Consider the following 23615-nt stretch of genomic DNA (forward strand, 5'->3'; position numbering starts at 1 on the left):
CATAGCTTTCAGACGCTTATAACTGCTACACTGTTCGTTGTAGCTTTGATTGGAATCGGATGTATTTAGGCGGAACGAATGCTGCGCCTCCTTGGGAAGGGCAGCCGTTTACGCTCGGGAGGGAGCATACAAACATGAGCATGAGTAGCACGGAGCTGATGTTTGATCGGGTGCCGCCGCAGAACCTGGAGGCGGAGCAAGCCGTTATTGGCGCAATTCTGCTTCAGTCGGAGGCGCTGATCACCGCGATGGAGCGGCTGCGCAGCGAAGACTTTTATAGCGTTCCTCATCAGCATATCTATGAAGCGATGGTTGAGCTTGGGGAGAGCGGGCAGCCGGTCGATCTGATTACGTTGACGGCTTATTTGCAGGACAGGCAGCTGATCGAGGAGATTGGCGGCGTATCGTATTTGGCCAGGCTGGCCAGTGCGGTTCCGACGGCAGCCAACGTCGATTACTACGCGCAGATCGTAGAAGAGAAGTCGATGCTTCGCCGTCTGATCCGGACGGCAACCAATATCGTCTCGGACGGTTACGCAAGCACGGATGAAGTAGGTATTCTTCTGAGCGATGCGGAGCGCAAGATTCTGGAGATCTCGAACCGCCGTTCAAGCAGCGGCTTTATCTCCATCCGCGACGTTCTGATGGAAGTATTCGAGAAGGTCGAGACGCTCTACAATCAGAAGGGTGCAGGAACAACGGGCATTCCTTCCGGATTCGTCGACTTGGACAAAATGACGGCCGGCTTCCAGCGCAGTGACTTGATCATTATTGCGGCCCGTCCTTCCGTAGGCAAAACGGCGTTCGCCCTGAACATAGCCCAGAACGTCGGCGTCCGCGCCCGCGAGACCGTCGCCATCTTCTCGCTCGAGATGTCCGCGGCGCAGCTCGTTCAGCGTATGGTCTGCGCCGAGTCGAACGTAGACGCGACCCGGATGCGTACCGGTCAGCTCGAGGGCGACGATTGGGAGAAGCTGACGATGGCGATTGGCGCCTTGTCGGAAGCCAATGTATTTATAGATGATACGCCAGGCATTACGGTTGCCGATATTCGCGCGAAATGCCGTCGCCTGAAAAAGGAAAAGGGTCTTGGCATGATTCTTATTGATTACTTGCAGCTCATTCAAGGCCGCGGCAAAGCGGGCGAGAACCGCCAGCAGGAAGTATCCGAGATTTCGCGTACACTGAAACAGATCGCCCGTGAGCTGGAAGTGCCGGTTATTGCCCTGTCGCAGCTCAGCCGTGGCGTCGAGCAGCGTCAGGACAAGCGTCCGATGATGTCCGACCTTCGGGAATCGGGTTCGATCGAGCAGGATGCCGACATCGTAGGCTTCCTGTACCGCGACGATTACTACGACAAGGAATCCGAGAAGAAGAACATCATCGAGATCATTCTTGCCAAACAGCGTAACGGCCCGGTCGGCACGGTCGAGCTGGTCTTCCTCAAGCAATTCAATAAATTCGTAAGCTTAGACAGGACTCACGAGGACCCGTCGCAGGCATCATAAGGTTATGTATAATATCCGAACAATTGCATGGGCGACTGTGCAATTGTTCGTTTTTTGTTTGACTTCTCCATACGAGGCTGATACACTGTTATTGCTGTCTTTACGCGATTAGGAGCATTTCTGAGTAAGAAGCGCCGATCCGGTTAATGCTAAGACGGTAATTTTCGGTGTGCAAAATCACCGGACGGGGGTATGTTTATGTCTACGGTTGTTGTTGTCGGTACGCAGTGGGGAGACGAAGGGAAAGGCAAAATTACCGATTACTTGGCGGACGGAGCCGACGTCGTCGCTCGCTATCAAGGTGGTAACAATGCCGGACACACTATTCTCATTGACAACAAAAAGTACAAATTGACGATGATTCCATCGGGTATTTTTAATCAAAATAAAACTTGCGTCATTGGCAACGGGATGGTTATTAACCCGCAAGCGCTGATCGACGAAATTAACTATATTCATGACAACGGGTTCTCTAGCGACAATCTGAAAATCAGTGACCGCGCCCATGTCATCATGCCTTACCATCTCGTGCTTGACGGTCTGGAAGAGGACCGTAAAGGCGATAACAAAATCGGTACAACTCGCAAAGGCATCGGCCCTTGCTACATGGACAAAGCTGCCCGTAACGGCATCCGCATCGCGGATCTACTGGATGCGGAAGAGTTCACGGAGAAAACGCGCCGCCTTGTGGTAGAGAAGAACCAAGTGATTCAGCAGGTATACGGCGGCGAGCCGCTTGATGCCGAAGCGATTATTGCCGAATACTTAGGCTACGCGGAGACGCTTCGTCCGTACGTTACGGATACTTCGGTTGTTCTGAACGACGCGATCGACGCGAACAAAAAGGTCCTGTTCGAAGGCGCTCAAGGCGTTATGCTTGATATTGACCAAGGTACTTATCCATTCGTTACTTCCTCCAACCCATCGGCTGGCGGCGTATGTATCGGTTCCGGCGTAGGTCCGTCGAAAATCCAGCAGGTTATCGGTGTAGCAAAAGCATACACAACCCGCGTAGGCGACGGCCCGTTCCCGACAGAGCAAATTAACGAGATCGGCGACCTGATCCGTGACAAAGGCCATGAATATGGCACAGTAACCGGACGTCCGCGCCGCGTAGGCTGGTTCGACAGCGTTGTTGTCCGCCATGCTCGCCGCGTCAGCGGCATTACGGGCCTGTCCCTTAACTCGCTTGACGTACTGAGCGGCCTTGAGACCGTTAAGATCTGTACAGCTTACAAATACCGCGGCGAAGTGATCGAGCATTATCCTGCAAGCCTCAAGATGCTGGCGGAATGCGAAGCGGTATATGAAGAAATGCCGGGCTGGAGCGAAGATATTACGGGAGCGAAGAAGCTGGAAGATCTTCCGGTGAACACGCTGAACTACCTGAACCGCGTATCCGAGCTGACCGGTATTCCAATTGCAATCTTCTCGGTAGGACGCAACCGCGAGCAGACAAATCCGGTTCGCGCAATCTACGAATAGAATCTAAACTTACAGAGGATAGTCCAGGGCAGAGATGCGGGGGCTATCCTTTTTTGTCGTTTTCATAGTTTGCTCTCCCTATTCTTTGACCATAATGGTAGATAGCAGAAGGAAAGGGATGAGCGTAAATGTGGTTAAAAGCAGCCGTATGGATCGCAAAAATCGTAGCGGCGGGTCTCATTGTCAGCTTTCTCTCGATATGGACAACCGGTTATATCGTTAGTAGTTATGTAGAGACGCTGCTGAAGCAGTATAATATGCCGCTGGAGGTACAGCCGATGGCAATGTCCGGAGTATGGGGCAAGCTGTGGGGCGTTGAACCGACTCAAACCGATGATACCGAGAAGACGGGCACGGATGAGTCCGGAGACGGCGATAAGGTTGCGGTAGACGCCTTTGCCGAACAGCCGTCAACTCCTCCGCTCACCGATATCGGCATTGGCGGCGGAACAAAGGCGGAAGGCGGCACAAGCGGGCAGTCAGAGGAATCAGGCGGCACAAGTACGGGCCAAGCGGAGGGCAGCGGTCAAACGGATGATGACGAAGCGCCGTCAATTGATGGTTCAGAGACCGCGATTACTACCGAGGATCTGACTGATATGAAGGGCCAGATGAGCGAGGCGGACAAGGACCAATTGTTCGGGTTGCTTATGAGCAAGCTGCCGCAGGAGGCTATGCAGACCATCTCCGCCTACATGGAAAACGGGCTGACGGACGAGGAGCTTACGCAGATCCAGCAGCTGATGGCACAGTATCTGGACCGTGACCAATATGAACAAATGTTGGCAATTCTGAAAAAATATTAATTTCGACTCTTGACAAGAATGGTTGCCGCGTTTATTAACCATATGTTAAAGTATTAGGCGAGTGATCCGACAGGACATTCGTCTTTTTTCATGTCGGAAACCGTATTTTATTGCAGGAAAAGTGCGAAAAGGAGACCATCATGACCGTTTTCAGCCCCAAGGATCGTTTCCGGAAGACTTGGAACCTCGTAAACCAGTACTTTCGGCCTACTGATCTGCAAGACTCGAAAGGCAAGAAGCAGCCTCCTTCGACAGGAGAGAAACCGCATACACCTATGCGGAAGAGAAAACCTGTCATGCTTACAGCAGGGGTGCTGGTAGTCCTCGCAGCAGCCGGTATCGGCGGTACCGGATACGTACAAGCGAATACAGTCGATTATTACAACGTATATAAAGATGGCACAATCGTGGGCTCGATTAAGGATCCCGCGGAAGTAGACCAGCTGATCAAGCAACAGACCGAAGAAGTGAAGAAGGCTAACCCGGAACTGAACATGGTGCTCGATTCCGGCGAGATTACGTACAGCGGCGAGAGCGGATTTAAGGCGGAGCCGGCTACGGATGAAACGTTAAGCAAGCTGAAGGGACTTCTGACTTCGCATGCGGAAGGCGTTGAACTTGTCATTGACGGCAAGGTGGCCGGCATTGTGAAGGACCAGGAGACTGCCGATGCCATTCTAACCCGCGTGCAGACCAAATACGCTCCGCAGCTGGCGGCGAGCAAGAAGCCTGCTGGAGTCACAACCTTGTCTTACTCCAAGACGGCGGCAGCCGATAAGAAGACTGCCTCTAATGGCAAGAAGCTGACAGGCGTCAAGTTCGTGGAGGTAGTGAAGACGGATTCGGTCGAGACGGACCCGGCCAAAATCATGGATGCCAACGAGCTGTACTTGAAGCTTGTGAAAGGCAGCGTCAAACCGACCAAGTACACGGTTCAGAAAGGCGACTGCATCGGATGTATTGCCGATAAGTTTAATATTTCTGAACAGGTGATCTACGATAACAACGGCTGGATTGAGCAGGATATGATCAAAGAGGGCGATGTTCTTGATCTGACCGTTCTTCAGCCGGAGCTGACGGTGAAGACGGAAGAACGCGCAACGGAGACTATTTCTTATGACGCTCCTGTAGAGATTCGCAAGAGCGATTCGATGAAGCTTGGCGAATCGAAGGTGCTGACGGAAGGCAAGAGCGGCAAGAAGACACTTACATACCGGGTTGTGAAGCAGAACGGCAAGGTAGTTACGGAAGAGCTCGTCGACAGCCAAGTGGTTGTAAAGCCTGTAGCCGAGGTTGTCATTAGAGGCACGAAGGTTATTCTTGGCGAAGGCACAGGACATTTCGCATCGCCGGTATCCGGCTGGTCGCTGTCGAGCAAGTTCGGCCAGCGCTGGGGACGGATGCACAAAGGCATCGACATGACGGGCAGCAAGACCATTATGGCAGCTGACAACGGCGTTATCGAATTCGCCGGCCAGAAGACCGGTTACGGCAATTGCATCATCGTCAACCATAAGAATGGATACAAAACGTTATACGGTCATCTGAGATCCATTAGCGTGAAGAAGGGCCAGATTGTCGAAAAAGGAGACAAGCTGGGCATTATGGGCAGCACGGGCGAATCGACAGGCGTGCATTTGCATTTTGAAATTACGAAGAGCGGCGTACTGCAAAATCCGTTAAAGTACTTATAATTTATTCTTCTATTCAGGGGGGCTGTCCGTTAGCGGGTAGCCTCCTTTTCTGAGTTTTATTGGAATATGCCTGAACGAACTTTAATTGGGAACTTGACGACTCACTATGTTAAAATAAAAGAGTGAAAATAGGACGAGCGACAGGCGGGTGTAACGATGCACGGGAAAATTTTAGTGGTCGACGACGAACAGCCCATTGCAGATATATTGAAATTCAACCTGGAGAAGGAAGGGCATCAGGTCATTTGCGCGTTTGACGGCGGCGAGGCGGTGCGCCTCGCGTTCGAAGAGCAGCCGGATTTGATTCTGCTTGATTTAATGCTGCCTGTTAAGGACGGTATGGACGTATGCCGCGAGGTGCGGACGCGTCTTCATATGCCGATCATTATGCTGACGGCTAAAGATACAGAGATTGACAAGGTGCTGGGCCTTGAGCTTGGCGCCGATGATTATGTGACAAAGCCATTCAGCACTCGCGAGCTGCTTGCCCGGGTGAAAGCGCATTTGCGCCGGCAGCAGAAAACATCCGAAGCAGCTTCTTCCGCAGACAGCGCAAACGCTGGCAGCGAGGGGCAAGGGAATGCGGACGAGAAACAGGGCCTGAAATTATTCAACCTGTTTATCGATACCGATATGTATGTCGTGTACAAGGACAATGAACCGCTGGATCTGACGCATCGCGAATACGAGCTTGTCTATTACATGGCGCGAAATAGCGGCAAAGTAATGACGCGCGAGCATTTGCTGCAAGCCGTATGGGGCTTTGAATATTTCGGCGACGTGCGCACGGTGGATGTAACGATCAGACGTCTTCGCGAGAAGATCGAGGATGATCCCAGCCGTCCGGAATATATTATGACCCGCCGCGGTCTTGGCTATATGATGCGCAATCCGAAGTCGGGAGGGCTCGGCTACGCATGAACGGGAGGCGGTTTTTTCGCACCATTCAAGTTAAGCTGGTTATTATTTATCTTCTGCTCATCCTAGTTGCGATGCAGTTGATCGGCGTCTACTTCATCAGTACGGTGAAGGCGTCGCTGACCGATAACTTCACGACCAATATGAAGGAGCAGGCGGATATCCTCTCGAAGCTGGCGGCGCCTAATCTATCGATTAAGCCTAACAGCGACAGCGAAGCAAATAACGAGAACACGGAGAACCTGAGCCTGGTCGTCCGCAATCTGTTCAGCATCAGCGGGACGGAGGTGCAGGTGCTTGACGGCAATGGACGGGTTGTCGCGACATCCTTGCAGGTGTCCGAGTCGTACATCGGGAAGAAGAACACCTCTCTTGCGGTGAGCCGCGCGTTAACCGGCATTTCGGATAATGAGGAAGAGGTTATTGACGAGAACGGCATCCGGAAGAAAATCATCGCCCTTCCCGTCACGTACAACGATAACGACAAGGTTGTCGGTGCGGTCTATATGGTGGCGTCGATGGACAGCTTGTACGATACGGTGAACCGGGTAAATCAGATCTTTTTCTCCGGAACGCTTATTGCCCTTGGTCTTACCGGGATTCTCGGCATTCTGCTTGCCCATACGATTACGAGCCCGATTCAGGGGCTGACGAGGCAGGCGGCGGCAGTGGCGGACGGAAAGTTCGACCTGCAGGTGCCGGTGCTTGGCGATGACGAGATCGGGCGGCTAAGCTCGGCCTTTAATGATATGACCATTCGGTTGAAGGAGGCGCTCTCGGTCAACGAAGAGGAGAACGAGAAGCTTGCCTCCATTCTGTCGAATATGAGCGACGGCGTGATTGCGGCCGACGAGAACGGCAAGGTGATTGTCTGGAACCGGCGCTCGCAGGAGATGCTGGACGTGCGCACCTGCGAGGGCTGCAGACTGCCCGAGCTGCTTGGCATGCCCGAGCAGAAGTATCAGGAGCTGCAGCAAGGGCGGGAGCAGACCGTCGTTTTGTCGCGGGACGACGAAGAAGCGGATATGGATGATGCGGAGGGGATCCTCCGCGTCACCTTTACGCCGATTCACCGCCGCGACAAAGGGATTACCGGAACGATCGCCGTGCTTCAGGACGTAACGGAGCAGGAAAAGCTTGAGCAGTCGCGCCGCCAGTTCGTTGCGAATGTCTCGCATGAGCTGCGCACGCCGCTCACCACCATCAAGAGCTACGCGGAAGCGCTCAATGACGGCGCGCTGGACGAGCGGGAGCTGTCGGAGCGGTTCGTTGGCGTCATCCGCAATGAGACCGAGCGGATGATCCGGCTCGTTACGGACCTGCTGCATCTGTCGCGCCTCGATTCGAATCAGGCGCCGCTGCGGCGGCGGAAGACCAACATCCATGAGATGCTGGATGAAGTAACCGACCGCTTCTCCTTCCAGCTGCGCCAGAAGTCGATCCGGGCGGCGATTGTCGTCGACCGCGACCTAACGTCGGGGTGGCTCGACCGTGACCAGATCGACCAGGTGCTCGATAATCTCATATCGAACGCCATTAAATATACGCTTGAGGGCGGATCCATTGAGCTCAGCGCCCATAAGCAGGATGCCGCTACAATCGCGGTTAGCGTCAAGGATACAGGCATCGGTATTCCGAAGAAGGATTTATCGCGTATTTTTGACCGGTTTTACCGGGTGGACAAGGCCCGTTCCCGCAATATGGGCGGCACTGGCCTCGGCTTATCGATTGCCCGGGAAATCGTTAAGGCGCATGGCGGCACGATCTCGCTGAAGTCGGAGCTGAACGAGGGCACAACCGTGACCTTTACGCTGCCTGCGCTGCAAGAGGAAGGTGAGACGGCATGATAGAGAAAGGGAAGACGCTCCTGCTCGTTATGCTCGTAGCACTCAGCTTGGTTCAATCGTATTTCCTCGCGTACAGCATGCCCGGCCTAGGCGCTACGGTCAAGACGGAGCAGGATTTCATTAATGCCGATCCGCTCGGGAAGGAATCGAGCGTGGAGAACGTGATCTTCCCGGAGGAGATTGTCCTCCACTTCGGCGGCAATGAGCATACGGTGCTGTATCCGGGAACAACGTTCTACAATATGATCTTGAAAGACCGGATCCAAGGGCGTGAATTTAAAGGCTTCCAGCGGAATCCGGCCAATGTGCTTAATTGGGATGAAGTACGGAAGAATGATATCGGCGTTGAGCTGCGCTTCCAGAACGGCATTCCGGTAGAGCTTCTGAAGAAGCTGCTCAAGGTGCAGGGGGATTTGCTGTTCCTGGGCGAGATGATTGACCGGATTTGGATCTTCAAAGCAACCGATTCGGAGGAAGTCCGGACGTTCTTCTTCAGCGCCGACGGGCAGAAGGTGTACGAATCCACCCAGGCCGATCTGACGGTCCGAGACGTACAGGATTATGTGGGCTTTGGCGAATATCAGCCGAAGTACCACATGACCTCGGACGGCATCTATCTGCCGAAGCAGCCGATTCAATCGGTAGAGATGGTATTCCCTTATGAGACCTACTCTTCCGAGCTGATGCAGCAGAACCTGATTGATCCGGCGACAACAAAGGCGCTTTATGACCGGAGCGGGTCACAGATATACACCGACGGCAAGCGCGGCCTGCAGATTGAGCAGAAGGGCATGTGGATGATCTATACCAACCCGGCTGCCTCGCAAAGCGAGGAGAATCTGCTTAGCGAGAACGTATTTGCATCGATCGAGTTCATTAACCAGCATGGCGGATGGGACGGGATACACCGTTTCATTAACCCGGGGTTAAATCTGGACGGCAAAACGGGCAAATACGTGGAGTTCCAGCAGTACGTCGATAATTATCCGGTGATCGAGAGCAAGGATTTCGAGTACGGCAATATGCGGCTTACGATGCAGCAAGGCGTGGTGACGGAATACAGCCGTTCACTCATTACCCTGGCCGACAAATCGAAGACGAGGGAAGCTAGATGGCTGCCGGGCGGGGATCAGGTGCGCAGCGCACTGGATCATTACGACCGCCGCTCGGAGGTTGTAAGGTTGTTCCCGGCACTGAAGGCCGTGCCGCTCGAGAACAACGAGCTCAAATTTATTCCGGTATGGGCGGTACAGCTTGAGGATGGCACGCAGGAGGCACTGACCGAGGCGTATCCGACGGGCTTTGTTCCGAAGGAAATAAAGGATACGCCGAGCTTTATGCATAATAATTCGCAAGAAGGAACGGATTCGGATAAGGATTCTGGCAAGGATGGGCAATCCGGGCGGGAGACGGCTTCCCAGGACAGCAACAGCTTGTTCGGAGGCTCCGATCCGCTTCAAAATTCGGTAGCACCGGATAAGGAAAGCGAGCAATAGCGTTAAGGAACGGAGGCGAAAGATCAGGTGGATTGGGGCAGGGCCAAAAGCGTGCTTATTATTTCATTTCTGCTGCTTAACGTGTTGCTTGGCTATCAAGTATGGTCGAACATCGGAGAGCAGCTGAATGCTAACAAGAATACAGCAGAGCTTCCGAGCGAGACCTACGCCTTCATGAAGCAGAAGGGGATTGAGCTGTCCGCCAATCTGCCGGTCGAGACCCCGAAGCTTCGGGATTTAACGTATATGCTGCGCAGCGGCAACCTTGAGGAGCTGCCGGAGACGAAGCTTGCGACGCCGGTCGACAGCCGCATTATTTTCTCCGAGAAGGATCTCGTCAAGACGCTGGGCAGCCAGATTATCGACCTCGATAAATACAAGTTTGATCCGGCAATGACAAGAGACGGCGTGTATGTTCTGTACCGCATGGCGGATAACCGTCCGATGTTCGACGTAAAGCTGGAGCTGTATTACAGCAATCAGAAAATAACCGGCTTCCGCCAGGTTCGGGTAGATCTAACGGGGCCGGGCGTAGCCAAGGTGCAGACGGTGCTGCCGGCCTCCAAGGCCATGGCGCCGTTCATTGAGCGGAACCTGCCGGACGGGGCGGTCATTACCGACATCCAGCTTGGCTATCATGGTCAGATGTTCGATACGGAAACACAGGTAGCGGCGCCTTATTACCGGGTGCTGCTGGAGGACGGGAACGAGTATTACATCCATGCGATTAACGGGGAAGTCGCGCAGGTGAAGGAAGAATTGCCGCTGGACCGCGTTCGCTAGCTTTTAGGCGGCAAGTGCGGTTTCGGCAGACGGATAGATTGGCTTTTGTTCATGGGAGCAGGGGAAAGGATAGAAATAGAGCGATGGGACTTACGTTTACGGTGCTGGGAAGCGGATCTACGGGAAATGCAACAATAGTAAGCAACGGGGATAAAATGGTGCTGGTGGATGCCGGCCTTAGCATGAAAAAATTGGACGAGCTCTTGCGCGAGCAAGGCGTGGCCGGTCATCAGCTGTCTGCGCTGTTCGTCACGCATGAGCATTCCGATCATATTAAAGGGCTGGGCGCCTTCGCCCGCAAGTACGAGCTGCCAATCTTCGCGAATGAGGGAACCTGGGGCGGCATGGAGCGTCACGTCGGCACGATTAGTCCGGAAAAGCGGGTCATTATGGAAACCGGCGAGATGCTGAAGATTGGCTCTATGGAGTGCACCTCTTATCCGATCTCGCATGACGCGGCGGAGCCGGTCGGCTATACCTTCGTCGACAACGGAGAGAAGCTGAGCCTTGCGACCGACCTTGGTTATATGAGCGATAAAGTAAAGCAGGCGATTATCGATTCGGACGTGCTGGTGCTCGAGTCGAATCATGACACCGAGATGCTTCGCATGGGACGTTACCCGTGGAACATTAAGCGCCGCATTCTGAGCGATGTCGGACACTTGTCGAATGTTGCCGCAGGGGAGGCGTTATGCGAGCTTCTGACGGATCGGACGAAGCGGGTCTATCTGGCCCATCTCAGTCTGGACCATAACCTGATGGAGCTGGCCATGCTGACGGTGCGAAATGTCATGGAGGATAACGGGATCTTCTTCAAGCAAAACGAGAATCCGCTGCGAGCGACTTACCATGACCGTCCTACGGCATGGGATGAAGTGAGGCGGAAATAAACGACTCCAGCTGGCTGTCGAGTTCATTAGCTTTGGCGTTCAGCTCTTCGCGGGTGATCAGACCCTTGTCCACCAGCAGCTCAAGCATGGCGCTAAGGGTAAGAACGTTACGGTAGTGGTCTTCCTTCAGGTCAGCAAGCTTGGCGGCAAGCTCTACTTGCTCCCAGGGAGAGAATGGTTTTGTTTTCATAGATACGGTCCGCTCCTTTTTCGTTATGATGGAGGAGTGTGAATGCAACTCTATTATTATTGTAGTCTAATCTTCCGAAAACATTCTTAGATAAGAAAAATAGTCTTTGTTGTAGTTTCAAAGGCAAGCATAAGCATCGAAAGGAGCGGTAACGATGGGATTATTTGATGACGATTTTTATTCGACAAAGGTATCAAGACGTGCTCGTTCCACTTCTTCGAGGGATGAATTTGCCTTCTCGAATAAAAAAGGCATGCGTAACTGGTCGAATGTCCGCATCGCATTTGTTGCTTCCTTTACGAGCGCGGTTGCGGCAGTGCTCCTGTTCATGCTTGTCTTTGGCGGCGGAGGCTTTGGTCCGGGCTCGCATTCGGCAAGCGTAGCGGCGTCGGGAAGCGCCTCTCTTGAGCAGCGAACAATCCAGGCTTCGGCGAAGGTTCGACCGGCAGTCGTCAGCGTCATTAATGAGCAGACGGTTCCTTACGGGCTGATTCCGGGGACGGAAGGCAGCGAGGGTGAAGCTGGAGGCGGAGATGAAGGACAGAATCAAGGCTCGAAGAAGGAGGTAGGCGTTGGCTCCGGCGTTATCTTCAAGCTGGCAGATGGCAAAGCCTACATTATTACCAATCATCATGTCATCGCGGGTGCGGAATCCGTAAAAGTGATGCTCGTCAATGGCGAGAAGCGGGAAGCAAAGATCGTCGGCAGTGACCAGATTACGGACCTGGCCGTGCTTGAGATGGATGGCAAGGATATTAAGACGGCAGCCGAGATCGGCAAATCCTCGAAGCTGCAGCCGGCCGAGTTCGTGCTTGCAATCGGCAATCCGCTTGGACTTGGCGATTCGCTGGCGATGGGGATTGTGAGCAAGACGCACCGGATCGTACCGGTATCCTTGAACGAGGATGGCGTGTATGACTGGCAGCAGGAAGTTATTCAAGTGAACGTATCGATTAACGAAGGCAACAGCGGCGGGCCGCTGATTGATATGGACGGCAAGGTCGTTGGCATTAACAGCATGAAGATTGCCGAGGTAGGCGTAGAGGGCTTAGGCTTCGCTATCCCGATCGATAACGCGATGCCGGTGATTAACAGCCTGCTCGAGAAGGGTTATGTATCCCGCCCTTATCTTGGCGTCTATACGGTTGATCTGGAGCAGTACTTCGCCCAGAAGCAGATAGAGGATCAGGCGGCCGCAGGAGATGGAAAGACCGAGCAGGGCACAGCTCCGGGCAGCGAACAGTCGGAGCTGCCAGAGCTTAATCTGCCGGATGAAGTGCTGGGCGGGGTCATCGTGCTCGAAGCAGTTGGGCCGGCGAAGGATGCGGGCATGAAGCTTAATGATGTCATTGTGAAGCTTGATGAGAAGAGCATCAGCAGCACCATGGAGCTTCGTCAATATTTGTACGAGCACAAGCATATTGGCGATGAGATTCAAGTAACCTTCTACCGCGACGGCAAGCTGAAGACCATATCGTACAAGCTGGCGGAGAAGACAAAGGATGAGTAGATATTAGAGGCTGTGCTGACAGGCAACTGTTGGCGCAGTCTTTTTTTGTATAGTACCCCGACTAAAGTCTAACCATTGAACCATCCTCTGGAAGGTTTTTGGCAATTGTCAGCTGGCGTACACTATAATCAAGAGAACGGGAACAGAGGGCAGAGAGGGAGAGAATTCATCCATGAATAGACGATGGGCAAGAAATACGATAGGAGTGGTCCTTGTGGCGATCGGAATCATCGCGTTATTTCAGTATCAATTCGGCGGAGTGAAGAGCAAGGAGTACGAGCATACCTTGAAGCTTGACGGGCTGAAGGAGCTTGCGATTACAAGCGACAGTCTAGGCATTGAAGTTGAGTTTGTGCCAAGCACTGACGGCAGTAATTCGATCCACATTGCCGGCAAGGCAAAGCCGGAGGTTATCGACCAGATCAAGAGCGCAAGGGTCAATAATGGGAAGCTTGATCTTCGCATGAAGGAAAAATGGCGCATTGGCTTCTTCGACTTCTCCGGCTGGAACGACAAGCAGATCGTAACGGTAGCCTTGACGGACGAGGCTCAGAAATCGCTTGAAGAATTTAAGCTTAACAGTGATTCGGGATCGGTGAGAGTGGATGGCGCAGCGGCCGTTAATGGATCGGTGCAAACCGACTCCGGCAGCATCAAGCTGAGCAGCTTCCAAGGGGAAGCATGGTCGCTGAAGTCGGATTCGGGAAGCATTAAGCTGGACAGCTATGATGGCAGCAACCTGTCGATGACTTCCGATTCCGGCAGCATTCACGCTGGTACGGTTCGCGCCAAGTTGAAGGCATCCTCCGACTCCGGCAGCATTACCGTGGACCATCTGAGCGGTGTTACGGAAGTGAAATCCGATTCCGGTTCGATCCGGATCGTAAAGGAAGATGACACGGGGGCAAATGTATCAAGCGACTCGGGCAGTGTAAGAATTACGGTGCCGGCTTCGTACAACGGCTCCTATGATCTGAAGTCCGACTCGGGTTCGATTCATAACCCGGATCCGGTGGGTACGTCGGGCGAGCTAATCAAAGTTCGCACGGACAGCGGCAGTATTCGAATCAATCAATAAGTGGGACCGCACGGGCGAAGGGGAGCTCGTGCGGTTTCTTTTTTAGGGAAGCGGGCATGTCGTTCTCACAGCTTTATTCTACCAGGCAGCGGCTGGCCGTGAAAGAGGTCTAGCTTCCTCTTGGGGCGTACAGTATGATAGCTATGCCAATCAGGCAGATAGCTGCGCCGAGCCAGTCGTAGGGGTCGGGTGTTTTTTTGTCTATAAGCCAACCCCATAGGACGGCAAGAATGATAAAGACACCCCCGTAGGCAGCATAGACGCGGCCAAAGGAGGGAAAAGTTTGCAGGGTGGGAATAATGCCGTAGGCGATCAGGATGATGCCGCCGATTATGCCGTACCAGAGAGGCTTTGCTTCACGCAGCCACAGCCAGACAAGATAACCGCCGCCAATTTCGGCAAGACCGGCAAGCAGGAACAGGACAATAGCGTTGAACACGGGGGCGGGGGACTCCTTTTTTGGATGGATTTGTTTCCATTATAACGGGTTGCTCCAGGGGGAGGAAATGAAAGGGAGAATTGAGGCGGGAGCTTCACATTATCGGGCTTGTTTGCTATGCTAACGATATAACAACAATGTAGAGGAAGCGGATATTCGAATGTATTGTGTGTGCAAGCAGCATGTAGAGCTCGCGATTGATAAATTTGTGGACGAGTATGAGGATGCGCCGGATATTGTCGATTTGAAGGAAACGGAATTTGCGGATTGGGATCCGCCGCGCAGCTGCGACTTGTGTGGAGAGGCAGCCGCCGAGTTCCTCGTGGTTTAAACTGGTGGGGTGAAAAAAGCAAGGGCAGTTTCTCTCGTTCGCCGAGGGAGCAGCCCTTGCTTTATTTAACAGGACGATGATGTTGGACACGTACGCTGGATTCCATCCAATGTACGTGTTATTTTGCATGCGGCTATCGCGCCTACGGTGGATTTCATCCAATCCGGTGAGGGCGATTGGCCGTATGGTGGGTAGAAAGGTGCTGATAGGTTGGATAGAATCCAGCCTGGTGCTTTCAGCGCAGCAGGCAAGGGTGAAATAATCGGATTCTATCCAACGTAGGATCAGCGGTCCGTTGGCTCGAGAGGGCTTTTGCCAGCTGTCGCTATCAAGCCTTTAATTAACACGAGCAGTTCAGCACCGGCTTGCGCGCGGCGGTTGCCTCATCGAGGCGACGGACAACGGTACCGTAAGGCGCGTTCAGAACGAGCTCCGGATTGGTGCGGGCTTCTTCCGCAATTTGTATCATCGTGTCGATAAAGCCGTCCAGCGTTTCTTTGCTTTCTGTTTCGGTAGGCTCGATCATGATGCATTCCTCGACATTTAGTGGGAAATAAATTGTAGGCGGATGGTAGCCAAAGTCCAGCAGACGTTTGGCGACATCCAGCGTCCGAACGCCGTAATTGGCTTTCAGGCTACGTCCCGACATAACGAACTCATGCTTGCACACGCCAGGGTAAGGAATCTCGTAATAGGGTGCCAGACGTGCCATCATGTAGTTGGCGTTCAGAACCGCGCACTCCGAAACGCGCCTCAGTCCTTCCGGGCCGTAGGTGCGGATATAGGTGTAGGCGCGGACGAGGATGCCGAAGTTGCCGTAAAAGGCTTTGACCCTGCCTATTGATTGCGGACGATCGTAATCGAAATAATACGAGCCGTCCTCCGAGCGCTCAACGATCGGTTTTGGCAGGAACGGAATAAGCTTGCTCTTGACTCCTACCGGACCAGCGCCCGGACCGCCACCGCCGTGAGGCGTACTCATCGTCTTGTGCAGGTTCAGGTGGACTACGTCGAAGCCCATGTCTCCTGGGCGGGTAATGCCCATAATGGCGTTGGAGTTTGCTCCGTCATAATAGAGCAGACCGCCGGCCTCGTGAATAATTTGTGCGATTTCCACGATTTGTTCCTCAAACAGGCCAAGCGTGCTCGGGTTCGTCAGCATAAGTGCTGCTGTATCGCTGCCAACGGCTGCGCGAAGGGCATCGAGATCAACCATGCCGCGCTCGTTGGATTTGATCGTTACGGTCTCGAAGCCGGCAACGGTTGCGCTCGCCGGGTTCGTGCCATGCGAGGAGTCCGGAACGATCACCTTGGTGCGGCGCTCGCCGCGGCTCTCGTGGTAGGCGCGGATCATCATTAAGCCGGTCCATTCCCCATGGGCGCCTGCAGCCGGCTGCAGGGTAACCTGATCCATGCCGGTCAACGCGGCCAGGTCGTTTTGCAGCGTATACATGAGCTCAAGTGCACCCTGGATGCTTTCCTCCGGCTGGTATGGGTGAATCTTGGCAAAGCCCGCAAAACGGGCGGTATCTTCGTTAATCTTAGGGTTGTATTTCATCGTGCAGGAGCCGAGCGGATAGAAGCCGTTGTCAACACCGAAATTGCGGCGGGACAGCTCCGTATAATGCCGGATAACATCCACCTCATAGACTTCGGGCAGCTCGGCGGGAGTCTGGCGCAGCATAGAAGACGGAATATAGGCGTCAGCAGGCTTTGACGGCACATCACAGGCTGGGAGGGAATAAGCGACGCGCCCAGGCTTGCTCAATTCAAAAATCAAGGCTTTATCCGTTTTGCCGGCGCCGTTCTCTCTCTCTGATGTTGTATTCATCGTAATCATGCTACCGATTCCTCCAATCTGTTGACAAAGCTTTCGATTTCACTGCGCGTGCGTTTCTCCGTTACGGCGATCAGCATATGTCCCGCAAGCTCCGGATAAGCGAGCCCAAGATCATAACCGCCAAGGTAGCCGGCCTCCAGCAGCTTGAGATTGGTCTCCTTGACCGAAACGCCATCCGGCAGCTTGATGACAAATTCATTAAAGAACGGAGCGTTGAACGCAAGCTCGAAGCCATGCTGCTTCAGCTCCTCGGCAGCAAAGTGGGCCTTCTGCAGGTTCAGATTCGCCACATCCACCAGCCCTTGACGGCCCATGGTCGACAGGTAGATCGAAGCGCATAAAGCCAGCAGCGCCTGGTTGGAGCAGATGTTGGAGGTCGCCTTCTCGCGGCGGATATGCTGCTCGCGAGCCTGCAGCGTAAGAACAAAACCGCGCTTGCCGTCCAGGTCGGTCGTTTGTCCAACAATCCGTCCCGGCATTCTGCGGGTAAGCGGCTCCGCAACGGCGAAGAAGCCGCAAGTCGGACCGCCCAGCGACATTGAAATGCCAAGTGGCTGCGCATCACCGACGCAAATATCGGCACCAAGCTTGCCAGGAGTTTCGAGAAGTCCGAGAGACATCGGGTTGGTGCTGACGACAAACAGGCCTTTGACGTTATGGATGATAGGCTCAACTGCGGCGAGATCCTCGACCGCGCCGAAGAAGTTCGGGGACTGGATCAGCACGGCAGCCGTCTCTGTCGAGATTGCTGCCTTTAATGCGTCCAGATCCGTTACGCCATTCGTATAACCGACCTCTACCACCTCAAGGTTTAAGCCACGCGCCATCGTAAGAACCATCTCGCGGGCTTCCGGATGAACGGTGCGGGAGATAACCAGCTGCTTGCGCTTTGTTGCGCCAGCGGCGAGAGCTCCGGCTTCGGCAAGTGCCGTTGTGCCGTCATACATGCTTGCATTGGCCACCGCCATGCCCGTTAGCATGCAGATATACGATTGAAATTCAAAGATCGCCTGCAGCTCGCCTTGGCTGATCTCCGGCTGATAGGGGGTATAGGCTGTATAGAATTCGGATCGTGAAATCATATGGTTAATGACAACCGGAAGGTGATGGTCATAGATGCCCGCGCCTAGAAAGCTTTTGTATCGGTCCGTATCGGCGTTGCGACCGGCCAGCTCCTTCATATGCTCCAGCAGGGACCATTCGTCCAGGGCGGATGATATCGGCAGTGTGCCGCGGTAACGAATGGCCTCCGGAATATCGCGGAACAGCTCTTCGGTATCCGAGACGCCGATGGTGGCAAGCATATCGGCCTGGTCTTGCTCGGTCATAGGAATGTAACGGTGAAGATTAGGCATAACGAATAATCACTCCTTCGGAAGTCTTTTATAAAATGGTGTAGGAATAACAGCTGCCTTCAGCCTTTTGCCGCGGATGTCGACTTCCAGCTCTGTGCCAAGGGCGGAATAGCGGGAATCAATTAAAGCCAGTCCGAGGTTTCGTTTTAACGTAGGCGATTGGGTGCCCGTCGTAATTTCGCCTATTAAGGCATCGCCAGCATAGACGGAATAATGGCAGCGGGGGATGCCCCGGTCAATCATTTCAACGCCAACAAGCTTGCGGGGAAGCCCTTTGGTCTTCTGCTTGACCAGCGCATCCTTGCCAATGAAATTCTCCTTGCTGAGCTTAACGAAAAAGGATAAGCCTGCCTCCAGCGGAGAAATGGTACTCGACAGCTCCTGACCGTACAGAGGCAGACGGGCTTCAAACCGAAGTGTGTCCCGTGCGCCCAATCCGGCGGGGAGAAGGCCAAATGGCTCTCCGGCGGCAAGCAGGCTATTCCAGACGTTGCCGGCTTGCTCCGCAGGAACATAAATTTCAAAACCGTCCTCGCCGGTATACCCGGTTCTGGAGATGAGGGTAGGCGAGCCGGTTAAACCGATATCGGTGCGGAAGTGGAAGGAAGAAAGCTCAAGCGTTTCGGAGTCTGCGCCCGCGGCCTTCAAAATCTGTACGGCCAGAGGGCCCTGCAGCGCAAGCAGCGCAGTCCGGTCGGACATATTCTCCATCACGACATCACCAATCAGATGCTCCTCGAGCCAGCTGAAATCCTTGTCGATATTGGATGCGTTGACCACAACCATGAATTGATCCGCAGAGATGCGGTAAACAAGCAGGTCATCAACGACGCCGCCATCGGGGTAACACATGAGCGTATACTGCGCCTGGCCGTCTGCCAGGTTGGAAACATCGTTGGTAGTCATGCGCTGCAAAAAGCTTTCCGCAAACGTACCGGTCACCATAAACTCGCCCATATGCGAGACATCAAACAGCCCGGCCTGCTGTCTTACGGCAGCGTGCTCCTGTTGAATGCCGGAAAACTGAACGGGGAGCTCCCACCCGCCAAAATCAATGCAGCGCACGCCAGTGTAATCGGAATAGAAGGGGTAAAGCGGCGTTCTTTTCAAATCAAGCGTCATGTGCGTTTTCGCCTCCACAAGTTGATGGAATAGGGCATATCTCAGTATGCCAAAAAGGACAGCAGCAAAGAGGGCACACGAACGGCTTTATACCGATCGCAGGTGTCCTCTTCACTCTGTCCTTTGTACCTGAGAGTTACCTTGGCTTCCGTCTCGAAGGCAAGTTTCCCCGTGGGCGACCCCGGCAACAGCGGGATTCTCTCCAGAGCTGCGTCCAGCAAAGGTCCTTTTGCCTGAGAGATTCTCCTCTTAGCGAGGGTTACTCCTTCGGCGCCGCCGTGGTGTAGCAGGGCGATCTCTCCCATTGCCTTCATACGCTATGTTCAATGTCTCACTTTATTATTACATGGTCACGTAAGCGGGTGTCAATACAATATGCCTAAAAATAAAATTTTATGTAAGGTATATTGACACAAGCTTGTCCATGCCTTATTCTAAGGGCAATCAATTCCAAATTCGATATGCGGATGACGATGCAAGGGAGAGACCGAAGGAGCAGGCGCTCCAGAGGCACCGAAGGAGCAAGTCGACGGCCGCCAGCCGAAGATTAATCTCTCAGGTAAAAGTACCTGCATCCGACGCGACTCTGGAGAGAGCGAACAGCCACCAAAGGGGTAACAACGGTCCGGCATCGGACTCGTTTAAACTCTCAGGTACCCGGGACAGAGAACATGGCTTTAAGGCCTGTTCTCTGTCCTTTTTTGCTGTTCTGCTGTACGCAGGGGCTTCCTGCTGTTTTTTGAGTAAACCCATTCTAGAGAGGAGTTTTTTATAATGAGCGAAGTAAATGCAGGCTTTGGATATTCGGAGGAGCATGAATGGGCGGAGGCGCGCGGAACGACTGTCCGCATTGGCATTACGGATTTTGCGCAGTCCCAGCTTGGCGATATCGTATTCGTGGAATTGCCCGAGGTAGGCATGAAGCTGGACGCCAACGATGCAATGGGCACGATTGAATCGGTTAAGACGGTATCCGATCTCTATTGTCCGGTGTCTGGACGTGTTGTCCAAGTGAACGAGGAGCTGCTGAATGCGCCGCAAAAGGTGAACGAGGATCCTTACGGAGAGGGCTGGATTGTTGAAATTGAAGTAGACGGCGATGCATCGGCCGAGGTTGCCGCCCTTCTGGATGCGGAAGCGTACGCGGCATATATCGCCAAAAAGTAATCAAGCGGATTTGTTAGCACGGTTTCAGGATTTTTGGGCATAGGAGGTCGTACCGGTATGCGTTTCAAGCATGTCTTCTCCATAATCGGGCCTGTTATGGTAGGGCCTTCAAGCTCTCATACGGCCGGTGCCGCAAGAATCGGGAGGGTTTCCCGGCAAATGCTCGGGTGCAGTCCGGAGGAGGCGGTTATTACCCTCTATGGATCCTTTGCCGAGACGTATTCCGGTCATGGTACGGATCTCGCGATAATCGGGGGTCTGCTCGACTTTGACACGGATGATGCAAGAATTCCGGAGGCGTTCGCGGAAGCGGAGAGGCTTGGCATGAAATATGACATCCGTGTTGGAACGGGTATCATGCCTCATCCTAATTTTGCGGAGATTACGGTGAAGGGCGGCGGCCGGGAAGCAACCGTTCAGGGTGCCTCCATTGGCGGCGGCAACATTGAGATTCATTCCATTAACGGGTTTGATGCAGGCTGCACGGGCAATTATCCTACGCTTGTTATTGCTCATCACGATCAAGTCGGAGTTGTTGCAGCTATAACGAATACGGTTAGTGCGGCCGGTCTAAACATTGGCTTCATGAATGTCGCCCGTAAGGCACGCAGCGGTGACGCCATGACGGTTATTGAAGGAGACCGGGTGCCATCCGGGGAGCTGGTGGAGGCGCTTCGCAGACTGACAAGCATAGAGAACGTGTCCATCATTGATGTCAGGTAGGATTAAGGGGAAAAAAGGAGATGGGCAATATGCGATTCCGCACCTTAAGCGAGCTTGAATCCCTATGCAGGAACGAGTCGCTCACGATTGCTGAGCTGATGATAGCAGAGCAGGCAAGGGAGACGGATGAACCGGCTGAAGCGGTTATCCGACAGATGAGCGGCTATTATCAGGTGATGAAGGAAGCCGTGAGCAAAGGGCTTGCGGCCGGTACGCAGTCGCGAAGCGGAATAACGGGAGGAGATGCGCATAGAGTGAACGAGTATGTCCTTGCCGGGGAGCCATCCGTTGGCGAATGGGCGGGCAAGGCGCTTGCCTATGCGCTGTCGGTGTCTGAGGTAAACGCTTCGATGGGCCGCATTGTGGCAACGCCAACAGCCGGCTCCTGCGGCATCATTCCGGGCGTATTCGTAAGCTCGCAGGAGCGCTTCGGATGGAGTGACGAGAAGCTTGTGCAGGGCTTGTTCGCTGCGGGGGCGATCGGTTACGTCATCGCGAATAACTCGTTTATATCCGGTGCGGAAGGAGGCTGCCAAGCCGAGGTGGGCTCCGCGATCGGAATGGCTGCGGGTGCGCTTGTCGAGCTTCGCGGCGGTACGCCTGCGCAGGCGGTGCATGCGGTTGGCATCGCGCTCAAAAACACGCTTGGCCTGATCTGCGATCCAGTTGCCGGGCTGGTGGAGGTGCCCTGTATCATTCGGAACGGATTAGGGGCAGTGAATGCTTTGGCCGCGGCCGACATGGCGCTTGCCGGGGTGCGGAGCGTCATTCCGTCCGATGAGGTCATCGGGGTCATGTATGAAGTAGGCGCAAAGATGCCGATGGAGCACCGGGAGACGGCTTTAGGCGGTCTAGCCGCAACGCCAACGGGACTGAAGCTGACGGAGCAGCTGAAGAGGATGAAGAAATAAGCACTTGAAGGGGAGAGAAGGCCAATGCAGCAATACGATATCGTCATTCTGGGAGGAGGTCCCGGCGGTTATATGGCCGCGATTCGAGCGGCTCAGCTTGGCAAGCGCACGGCGCTTGTCGAGAAGGAGAAGCTTGGAGGAACCTGTCTGCACAGGGGCTGTATTCCGAGCAAGACGCTGCTGCGCAGCGCGGAGCTGTTCGAGACGATGAAACGCAGCACAAGCTTTGGCATTCGAACGGGGAGTGTTTCCGTAGACTTCGGCGGTGTTCAGGCCCGCAAGGACGGTATAGTCGGGCAGCTGGAGAAAGGCGTGCAGTTCTTGATGAAGAAGAACGGCATTGACGTATATTCCGGCAAAGGGGTTATTGCCGACGCGGCCGGAATCGAGGCAGCTGAAGCGGGTCTGCACGGTATTATTGAGATAAGAAGCGGTGACGGGGAAACGGTACGAGAGGCGATTGGTTACAGGGATCTGATTGTAGCCACAGGCTCTCGTCCGCGCCGAATTGCCGGACTGCCGGCTCATGAACGGATCATGAGCAGCGACGAGGCGTTAGCGATGACAGAGGTGCCGGCATCTATTATTATTGTTGGCGGCGGTGTCATTGGAGTGGAATGGGCTTCTATGCTGAGCGACTTTGGCGCTCAGGTTACCATTATTGAAGCTGCGGAGCGTATCGTGCCTACGGAGGATGCGGATATTTCGCGGGAGCTGGCAAGACTGTTTGCCAAACGCAAGATTAAAGTATTAATCGGGGCGAAGCTGCTTCCTGAAAGTGTAACGGCGGATGAAGCGGGCGTTGCCTTGGAGATTGAACGCAACGGGAAGACGGAGCGGCTTGAGGCGGAGCGGATGCTTGTCTCCGTAGGGCGCGCGGCTAACGTGGAAGGCTTTGGCCTGGAACGAACGGGTGCTGTTGTCGAGCGTGGCGTCATCTCCGTCGATCATTCGATGCGGACGGCCGATTCTCATATATATGCAATTGGGGATGTAGTCGGCGGCCTGCAGCTTGCTCATGTGGCTAGTCACGAAGGGATAGCTGCCGTTGAGTCGATATGCGGATTGGAGACGCATGCTGCTGATCCGTCATCCGTTCCGAAATGCGTGTACAGCAGGCCGGAGCTGGCAAGTGTAGGGCTCTCGGAACAGGCGGCCATCGACAGCGGAAGGAATGTCAAAGTCGGCAAGTTTTCTTTTAAGGCGATCGGCAAGGCGCTTGTGTTCGGTGAATCGGACGGCTTCGTCAAGGTTGTAGCCGATACCGATACGGGAGCTGTGCTTGGCGTGCATATGATTGGACCGCATGTGACGGATTTTATCGGGGAGGCGGCGCTCGCTCAATTGCTGGAAGCCACGTCCATGCAGGTCGGGCGGATGATCCACCCCCATCCGACGCTGTCCGAGATTATTGGAGAAGCGATGCTTGGCGCGGACAAGCTGGCTTTGGGTATGTAAGTTTCGAAAAACCGCTCGGCAAGAATGGCGCTCAAATTTGGGCGCTTTTTTTGTTGCGTTTGGA

The 23615-nt window shown here is 54.0% G+C and carries 21 protein-coding genes and 3 riboswitches; of the genes, 16 read left to right on the forward strand and 5 right to left on the reverse strand.

Annotation, left to right across the window (positions count from 1 at the left end; translation table 11 throughout):
• The first annotated feature begins 134 nt into the window (after positions 1-134).
• The 9 genes from dnaB (at position 135) to M3194_RS09810 (ending at position 11427) form a co-directional block, all read left to right on the forward strand.
• Positions 135-1508 (forward strand): replicative DNA helicase, encoded by a 1374-nt coding sequence (gene dnaB / locus M3194_RS09770; RefSeq protein WP_251653253.1) that lies wholly within the window; start codon positions 135-137, stop codon positions 1506-1508.
• 198 nt (positions 1509-1706) lie between these two features.
• Positions 1707-2993, forward strand: coding sequence for an adenylosuccinate synthase (locus M3194_RS09775; RefSeq protein WP_251653254.1), 1287 nt, complete (start codon positions 1707-1709; stop codon positions 2991-2993).
• 128 nt (positions 2994-3121) lie between these two features.
• Positions 3122-3799 carry a hypothetical protein gene (locus tag M3194_RS09780; protein ID WP_251653255.1) on the forward strand — a complete coding sequence of 226 codons (678 nt, stop codon included), beginning with the start codon at positions 3122-3124 and terminating at the stop codon, positions 3797-3799.
• Positions 3800-3939: 140 nt separating this feature from the next.
• Positions 3940-5493 carry a M23 family metallopeptidase gene (locus M3194_RS09785; protein WP_251653256.1) on the forward strand — a complete coding sequence of 518 codons (1554 nt, stop codon included), beginning with the start codon at positions 3940-3942 and terminating at the stop codon, positions 5491-5493.
• A gap of 156 nt (positions 5494-5649) precedes the next feature.
• Positions 5650-6414, forward strand: a complete 765-nt coding sequence (gene yycF / locus M3194_RS09790; RefSeq protein ID WP_251653257.1) for a response regulator YycF — start codon at positions 5650-5652, stop codon at positions 6412-6414.
• Entirely contained in the window at positions 6411-8258 is a 1848-nt protein-coding gene (gene walK, locus M3194_RS09795; RefSeq protein ID WP_251653258.1) for a cell wall metabolism sensor histidine kinase WalK, read from the forward strand. Before yycF ends, walK begins: the two co-directional genes overlap by 4 nt.
• A complete protein-coding gene (locus tag M3194_RS09800; RefSeq protein ID WP_251653259.1) occupies positions 8255-9754 on the forward strand; it encodes a YycH family regulatory protein in 1500 nt (499 codons plus the stop codon). The genes walK and M3194_RS09800 overlap by 4 nt, the downstream gene beginning before the upstream one ends.
• A 27-nt stretch (positions 9755-9781) precedes the next feature.
• Complete coding sequence (yycI, locus tag M3194_RS09805; RefSeq protein ID WP_251653260.1) at positions 9782-10537, forward strand: two-component system regulatory protein YycI; 756 nt, start codon at positions 9782-9784, stop codon at positions 10535-10537.
• Between the two features lie 83 nt (positions 10538-10620).
• Positions 10621-11427: an MBL fold metallo-hydrolase gene (locus M3194_RS09810; protein ID WP_251653261.1), complete on the forward strand. Its 807-nt coding sequence runs from the start codon at positions 10621-10623 to the stop codon at positions 11425-11427.
• Here the strand turns inward: M3194_RS09810 and M3194_RS09815 are convergent.
• Positions 11396-11617 carry a hypothetical protein gene (locus M3194_RS09815; protein WP_251653262.1) on the reverse strand — a complete coding sequence of 74 codons (222 nt, stop codon included), beginning with the start codon at positions 11615-11617 and terminating at the stop codon, positions 11396-11398. The two genes, M3194_RS09810 and M3194_RS09815, sit on opposite strands and share 32 nt — an antisense overlap.
• Before the next feature lie 154 nt (positions 11618-11771).
• Here M3194_RS09815 and M3194_RS09820 point away from each other — a divergent pair, with 154 nt between their 5' ends.
• Both M3194_RS09820 and M3194_RS09825 read left to right on the forward strand, forming a co-directional pair.
• Positions 11772-13127, forward strand: a complete 1356-nt coding sequence (locus tag M3194_RS09820; RefSeq protein ID WP_251653263.1) for a S1C family serine protease — start codon at positions 11772-11774, stop codon at positions 13125-13127.
• Positions 13128-13299: 172 nt separating this feature from the next.
• A complete protein-coding gene (locus M3194_RS09825) occupies positions 13300-14205 on the forward strand; it encodes a DUF4097 family beta strand repeat-containing protein (RefSeq protein WP_251653264.1) in 906 nt (301 codons plus the stop codon).
• A 109-nt stretch (positions 14206-14314) separates the two neighbouring features.
• On the opposite strand, the gene M3194_RS09830 is transcribed toward M3194_RS09825, so the two are convergent.
• Complete coding sequence (locus tag M3194_RS09830; protein ID WP_251653265.1) at positions 14315-14644, reverse strand: YnfA family protein; 330 nt, start codon at positions 14642-14644, stop codon at positions 14315-14317.
• A gap of 160 nt (positions 14645-14804) precedes the next feature.
• Between M3194_RS09830 and M3194_RS09835 the strand changes: the two genes are divergently transcribed.
• Complete coding sequence (locus M3194_RS09835) at positions 14805-14975, forward strand: CxxH/CxxC protein (RefSeq protein WP_015847785.1); 171 nt, start codon at positions 14805-14807, stop codon at positions 14973-14975.
• A gap of 340 nt (positions 14976-15315) precedes the next feature.
• Here the strand turns inward: M3194_RS09835 and gcvPB are convergent, their stop codons facing one another.
• From gcvPB to gcvT, 3 genes are read right to left on the reverse strand one after another with little or no spacing between them, the layout of a single operon-like run.
• A complete protein-coding gene (gene gcvPB, locus M3194_RS09840) occupies positions 15316-16806 on the reverse strand; it encodes an aminomethyl-transferring glycine dehydrogenase subunit GcvPB (RefSeq protein WP_251654187.1) in 1491 nt (496 codons plus the stop codon).
• A 5-nt stretch (positions 16807-16811) separates the two neighbouring features.
• A complete protein-coding gene (gene gcvPA / locus M3194_RS09845; RefSeq protein WP_251653266.1) occupies positions 16812-18170 on the reverse strand; it encodes an aminomethyl-transferring glycine dehydrogenase subunit GcvPA in 1359 nt (452 codons plus the stop codon).
• Positions 18171-18179: 9 nt separating this feature from the next.
• A complete protein-coding gene (gene gcvT, locus M3194_RS09850; protein WP_251653267.1) occupies positions 18180-19292 on the reverse strand; it encodes a glycine cleavage system aminomethyltransferase GcvT in 1113 nt (370 codons plus the stop codon).
• Positions 19293-19406: 114 nt separating this feature from the next.
• A riboswitch (glycine riboswitch) is annotated at positions 19407-19500 on the reverse strand.
• A gap of 3 nt (positions 19501-19503) precedes the next feature.
• Positions 19504-19606: riboswitch (glycine riboswitch) on the reverse strand.
• A 154-nt stretch (positions 19607-19760) separates the two neighbouring features.
• Positions 19761-19872, forward strand: a riboswitch (glycine riboswitch).
• A gap of 194 nt (positions 19873-20066) precedes the next feature.
• Here gcvT and gcvH point away from each other — a divergent pair.
• Genes gcvH through lpdA form a run of 4 tightly spaced genes read left to right on the forward strand, consistent with a single transcriptional unit; the run spans position 20067 to position 23551 of the window.
• Positions 20067-20459, forward strand: a complete 393-nt coding sequence (gene gcvH, locus M3194_RS09855) for a glycine cleavage system protein GcvH (RefSeq protein ID WP_251653268.1) — start codon at positions 20067-20069, stop codon at positions 20457-20459.
• A 57-nt stretch (positions 20460-20516) separates the two neighbouring features.
• Complete coding sequence (gene sdaAB, locus M3194_RS09860) at positions 20517-21182, forward strand: L-serine ammonia-lyase, iron-sulfur-dependent subunit beta (protein WP_251653269.1); 666 nt, start codon at positions 20517-20519, stop codon at positions 21180-21182.
• Positions 21183-21211: 29 nt separating this feature from the next.
• Entirely contained in the window at positions 21212-22093 is an 882-nt protein-coding gene (gene sdaAA / locus M3194_RS09865; RefSeq protein WP_251654189.1) for an L-serine ammonia-lyase, iron-sulfur-dependent, subunit alpha, read from the forward strand.
• Positions 22094-22117: 24 nt separating this feature from the next.
• Positions 22118-23551, forward strand: a complete 1434-nt coding sequence (gene lpdA / locus M3194_RS09870; protein ID WP_251653270.1) for a dihydrolipoyl dehydrogenase — start codon at positions 22118-22120, stop codon at positions 23549-23551.
• Positions 23552-23615: the final 64 nt, after the last annotated feature.

This window comes from Paenibacillus glycanilyticus (assembly GCF_023715145.1).
GTDB lineage: Bacteria > Bacillota > Bacilli > Paenibacillales > Paenibacillaceae > Pristimantibacillus > Pristimantibacillus glycanilyticus_A.

Excerpts from the sequence above, each read along its gene's own strand:
- dnaB (WP_251653253.1), top strand. The coding sequence starts at position 135 with ATGAGCATGAGTAGCACGGAGCTGATGTTTGATCGGGTGCCGCCGCAG.
- M3194_RS09775 (WP_251653254.1), top strand. The coding sequence starts at position 1,707 with ATGTCTACGGTTGTTGTTGTCGGTACGCAGTGGGGAGACGAAGGGAAA.
- M3194_RS09780 (WP_251653255.1), top strand. The coding sequence starts at position 3,122 with ATGTGGTTAAAAGCAGCCGTATGGATCGCAAAAATCGTAGCGGCGGGT.
- M3194_RS09785 (WP_251653256.1), top strand. The coding sequence starts at position 3,940 with ATGACCGTTTTCAGCCCCAAGGATCGTTTCCGGAAGACTTGGAACCTC.
- yycF (WP_251653257.1), top strand. The coding sequence starts at position 5,650 with ATGCACGGGAAAATTTTAGTGGTCGACGACGAACAGCCCATTGCAGAT.
- walK (WP_251653258.1), top strand. The coding sequence starts at position 6,411 with ATGAACGGGAGGCGGTTTTTTCGCACCATTCAAGTTAAGCTGGTTATT.
- M3194_RS09800 (WP_251653259.1), top strand. The coding sequence starts at position 8,255 with ATGATAGAGAAAGGGAAGACGCTCCTGCTCGTTATGCTCGTAGCACTC.
- M3194_RS09810 (WP_251653261.1), top strand. The coding sequence starts at position 10,621 with ATGGGACTTACGTTTACGGTGCTGGGAAGCGGATCTACGGGAAATGCA.
- M3194_RS09815 (WP_251653262.1), bottom strand. The coding sequence starts at position 11,617 with ATGAAAACAAAACCATTCTCTCCCTGGGAGCAAGTAGAGCTTGCCGCC.
- M3194_RS09820 (WP_251653263.1), top strand. The coding sequence starts at position 11,772 with ATGGGATTATTTGATGACGATTTTTATTCGACAAAGGTATCAAGACGT.
- M3194_RS09825 (WP_251653264.1), top strand. The coding sequence starts at position 13,300 with ATGAATAGACGATGGGCAAGAAATACGATAGGAGTGGTCCTTGTGGCG.
- M3194_RS09835 (WP_015847785.1), top strand. The coding sequence starts at position 14,805 with ATGTATTGTGTGTGCAAGCAGCATGTAGAGCTCGCGATTGATAAATTT.
- gcvPB (WP_251654187.1), bottom strand. The coding sequence starts at position 16,806 with ATGAATACAACATCAGAGAGAGAGAACGGCGCCGGCAAAACGGATAAA.
- gcvPA (WP_251653266.1), bottom strand. The coding sequence starts at position 18,170 with ATGCCTAATCTTCACCGTTACATTCCTATGACCGAGCAAGACCAGGCC.
- gcvT (WP_251653267.1), bottom strand. The coding sequence starts at position 19,292 with ATGACGCTTGATTTGAAAAGAACGCCGCTTTACCCCTTCTATTCCGAT.
- gcvH (WP_251653268.1), top strand. The coding sequence starts at position 20,067 with ATGAGCGAAGTAAATGCAGGCTTTGGATATTCGGAGGAGCATGAATGG.
- sdaAB (WP_251653269.1), top strand. The coding sequence starts at position 20,517 with ATGCGTTTCAAGCATGTCTTCTCCATAATCGGGCCTGTTATGGTAGGG.
- sdaAA (WP_251654189.1), top strand. The coding sequence starts at position 21,212 with ATGCGATTCCGCACCTTAAGCGAGCTTGAATCCCTATGCAGGAACGAG.
- lpdA (WP_251653270.1), top strand. The coding sequence starts at position 22,118 with ATGCAGCAATACGATATCGTCATTCTGGGAGGAGGTCCCGGCGGTTAT.